Source organism: Nonomuraea rhizosphaerae (genome assembly GCF_019396405.1).
Classification (GTDB): Bacteria; Actinomycetota; Actinomycetes; order Streptosporangiales; family Streptosporangiaceae; genus Nonomuraea; species Nonomuraea rhizosphaerae.
This window is the reverse complement of record NZ_JAHKRL010000482.1, coordinates 1-3,894: the sequence shown is the minus strand read 5'-3', so window position 1 is coordinate 3,894 and position 3,894 is coordinate 1. Positions and strand designations below refer to the sequence as shown.

4 protein-coding genes are annotated in these 3,894 nt (G+C 73.3%); 1 reads left to right on the top strand and 3 read right to left on the bottom strand.

What is annotated here, in order from left to right:
* The coding region (locus KME77_RS25160) for a pyridoxal-phosphate dependent enzyme (RefSeq protein WP_219471414.1) at window positions 1-334 on the top strand (334 nt) is incomplete at its 5' end.
* 178 nt (window positions 335-512) lie between these two features.
* On the opposite strand, the gene KME77_RS25155 is transcribed toward KME77_RS25160, so the two are convergent.
* From KME77_RS25155 to panB, 3 genes are all read right to left on the bottom strand, one after another.
* The gene (locus KME77_RS25155; protein ID WP_219471413.1) at window positions 513-1,754 is read right to left on the bottom strand and encodes a S8 family serine peptidase; all 1,242 of its coding nucleotides are present in this window, start codon (window positions 1,752-1,754) and stop codon (window positions 513-515) included.
* A gap of 158 nt (window positions 1,755-1,912) precedes the next feature.
* Window positions 1,913-3,091: a helix-turn-helix transcriptional regulator gene (locus KME77_RS25150; protein ID WP_219471412.1), complete on the bottom strand. Its 1,179-nt coding sequence runs from the start codon at window positions 3,089-3,091 to the stop codon at window positions 1,913-1,915.
* Between the two features lie 145 nt (window positions 3,092-3,236).
* The coding region (panB, locus tag KME77_RS25145; RefSeq protein WP_219471411.1) for a 3-methyl-2-oxobutanoate hydroxymethyltransferase at window positions 3,237-3,894 on the bottom strand (658 nt) is incomplete at its 5' end.

Sequence of the window (3,894 nt, the reverse complement as noted above, 5' to 3'; positions counted from 1 at the left end):
GGAGCTGTCCCCGCCCCTGCACGCCGCGCTGGCGGCCGGCCGCCCGGTCCCGGCACCGGTGAGCGGCGTGGGGGCCGACGCGCTGGGCGCCAGCCGGATCGGCGGCGTGCCGTACGAGATCCTCTCCCGCGCCGGCGTCCGCAGCGTCCTGGTGACCGACGACGCGATCATGGCCGCCCGGCGCACGCTGTGGCAGGAGCACCGGCTGGCCGCCGAGCCCGCGGGGGCGGCCGCGTACGCCGCCCTGCTGTCGGGGGCGTACACGCCCGCCGACGGCGAGCGGGTCGCCGTGGTGGTGTGCGGCTCCAACACCGACCCAGCCACGCTCGCGTAGACGCGCTCGCCTGGACGCGCTCGCGCGGACACGCTCGCACAGGCACAGCCCGGACGGCAGCAGGCGCCCGGGGAGCGTGGCCGGGCGCCTGGGCCTCACCCGGCGGCGCCCACCCGAGGAGGCGTCACCGAGCGAGGAGAACCACTGCGCGAGGAAGAGCTACCGAGCGAGGAAGTGCTCAGTACTGCGTAGCGTCGTGCACGTCGAGCAGCGGCTCCTTGACGCCGTCACCCGAGTCGTCGGTCCAGTTCGAGTTGCCGGTGGAGACCAGCTTCGTGCGTACGGCGAGCGCGCCCGCCCGGTTCGTCGGCTTGCGCGAGCCCGCCGTGAGGATGGCCGCCGCGCCCGCGACGTGCGGGCTGGCCATCGACGTGCCGCTGATCGTGGCGTAGCCGCCGGCCATGTAGGTCGAGTAGATGCAGGTGCCGGGAGCGGTGATCTCGACCGTGGCGCCGTAGTTGGAGTAGAACGCCGAGGTGTCGTCCTGGTCGGTCTCGCTGCGGCACGACAGCCTGCTGCCGCCGGCGCCGCCGGGCAGCCCGTCGATGTCGGTCAGGGCCGAGACGGTGACCACGTCGGCGTGGTTGGCCGGGAAGAAGCCCGAGGTGTTGGCGTGGCTGTTGCCCGCCGCCACGACGACCACGATGCCGGCGTTGGTGGCGTTCGTGATCGCGGTGCTGATCGCGCTGCTGGAGCAGCCGGAGCAGCCGAGGCTCATGTTGATGACCTCGATGGTGGAGGCGCGCTGCACGACCCAGTTGATCCCGGCGGCGATGCCCGCCAGGGTGCCGGAGCCGGCCGCGTTGAGCACCTTCACCGAGTGGATGCGGGCGCCGGGGGCCACGCCCACCGGGCCGATCGTGTTGTCGAGGGCGCCGATGGTGCCCGCCACGTGGGAGCCGTGGCCGTTGTCGTCGGTGCCCGTGTTGTTCACGCAGACGCCGGTCACGCAGTTGGTGCGGGCGACCACGTTCAGGTCGGGGTGGGTGTTGTCGGAGCCGGTGTCCACCACGGCCACGTCGGCGTCGATGCGGACGTCGTCGACGCCGTCGATGTCGAGGTTCGGGTTGGACGGGGCGAAGATGCGCCGGACGCCGGTGGGGACGGTCTGCGCGAACGTCGTGACGACCGCGTCCTGCTCGACGGTGAGCACGTTCGGGGTCTGCCTGAGCTTCTCGGCCGCCTCGGCGGTCAGCTGGGCGGTGTAGCCCTTGAAGGCGTGCTCGTACACGCCGATCAGCTTGCCGCCGAGTGAGGCGACCTGCGTCTCGGCCGCCGCGCGGGTGCCGGCGCGGACGTCCGGGTTGAGCTGCACGATGTACGTGCTGGTCTCGGGGGCTGCCGCTGAGGCGGGGGGTGGCGCCGCGGACAGCGCCAGAGCGCTGATCAGGGATGCGAGCAGCAGGGTAGTTGGCCGCATGTGAACCCTTCCTGGGGGTTGGCGGAATCACCCCAAAACATGAGGCAGAAGCGCGCTAGGGGCTATACGTGGAGCACACGTATTGCGACTACGTAGTCCGGGCCCGGGGGCGTGCTGAAATCCGCGGCGGGCGGGGGCTGTAACAAGCAGAGGTATGGCTACGTGGTGCCGATGCTGAGCTGCCTGCGCGAGGTGAGGCCCAGCTTGCGCAGCGCGTTGGCGATGTGCACCTCGACCGTGCGCGGCGACAGGAACAGGCTCTCGGCGATCTCCCTGTTGGTCAGCCCGCCGGCGGCCAGCCTGGCCACCTCGTCCTCGCGCGGGGAGAGCGTGCCCTGCGGCTCGGACGGGCCGTCGATCCTGCGGCGCAGCCTGCGGGTCGCGGTGGGGCTGATCGTCTCCGTGACCGCCTGCCTGACCAGGGGCTGGCGCAGTCCGTACCGGCCGGGGGTCCACTCGCGCAGCAGGCCGCAGCGCACCGCCTCGTTGAGGCCGCGCTCGCCCTGCTCCGGCGGCACGCCCGCGACGCCCGTCAGCGTCTCCTCGCACACCGGCTGCTCGACCAGCGACGCCGCCTGGACGATGTGACGCGCCGCGCGCGGCAGCGCCGACAGCTTGCCCAGCACGGCGTCGCGCAGCGCGGCCGGCGTGCCCGGCTCCTGGCCCTCGGCCAGCATGCGGGCCAGCTCCTCGACGGCGCGCGGCACGCCGCCGGTGAGCGGCCAGAGGTCGGCCGGGGCCGGGAGCAGTTGCTTGGCCAGCAGCGCGGTCTCCTCGGGGTCGAGCGGGGCCAGTTCGATCTCGGCGTGGTCGATGCGCGGCGGCAGGTGCGCGAGCAGCTCGGTCACGGGGTGGCGCAGATCCTCCGCCCGGTACGTGACCACCAGGCTGACCCCGTCGGGCAGGCAGCGCGCCAGGAACCCCAGCAGCTCCCTCGTGCCGGGATCGACCCAGTGCACGTCCTCGACGACCAGCGTCACCGGCCCGAGCGAGCCCAGCAGCGACAGCACCGCCCGGAACAGCCGGTGCCGCTCCACCATCGCGTCCTGCGGGGGCGGCGGGGCGGGCGGCAGCAGCTCGGCGCACTCCGGCAGCAGCGGGCGCAGCGCCCCGGTGATCGGGTTGAGCCCGCCCAGCGGCCGGGCGTCGCGCAGCGCCTCCACGACCGGCCCGTACGGGAACCGCATGGGGTGACAGCTCCCGACGAGCATCGGGCGACCGGTCAGCTCGTGCAGCAGGCGGGTCTTGCCGACGCCCGCCTCGCCTTGGACCAGCAGGACGAGAGGGGGGCGGCTCAGGGCGTCTGCCAGTAGCCGGAGTTCGCGCTCTCGTCCCACGAACGACATGAGGCATCCCACTTGGCCCGACAATATGGCGTAAATAAATTTTTCACCATTTGTCGGGATGTGTCCATAGCGTGCGGGGGCCTCGCGGCGTGCGTGAGCCGTAGGGCGCGGGCGGTCCTGTGCCGCCCCGGCTCGCTCAGCCGTACGTGTGCGCGGCCTCCGGGAAGGCCCCCGACACCACGTCGGCGGCGAAGGCGCGGGCGGCGCGGTCCATCTCCGCGCCCAGGTCCGCGTACCGCTTGACGAACCTCGCCGGGTGCTCGTTCAGCCCCATGAGGTCCTGCCACACCAGCACCTGCGCGTCCGTGGCCGCCCCGGCCCCGATGCCGATGGTCGGGATGGACAGCGAGGCCGTCACCCGCTCGGCCAGGTCGGCCGGCACGCACTCCAGCACCAGCGCGAAGGCGCCGGCCCGTTCGAGGTCCTTGGCGTCGGCCATCAGCTCGTCGCCCGCCTCGCCGCGCCCCTGGACGCGGTAGCCGCCCAGGACGTTGACCGACTGCGGGGTCAGGCCGAGGTGCGCCATGACCGGCACGCCCGCCGAGACCAGCAGCTCGACCTGCGGCAGGACGCGGCGCCCGCCCTCCAGCTTGACCGCGTGCGCGCCCGCCTCCTTCATGAACCGCGCCGCCGTGCCGAGCGCCTGCTCGGGTGAGCCCTGGTAGGAGCCGAACGGCAGGTCGGCGACCACGAGGGCGCGGGAGGAGCCGCGGACCACGGCGGCCGTCAGCGGCAGCAGGTCGCCGACGGTGACGGGCAGGGTGGAGTCGTAGCCGTAGACGACCATGGCCGCC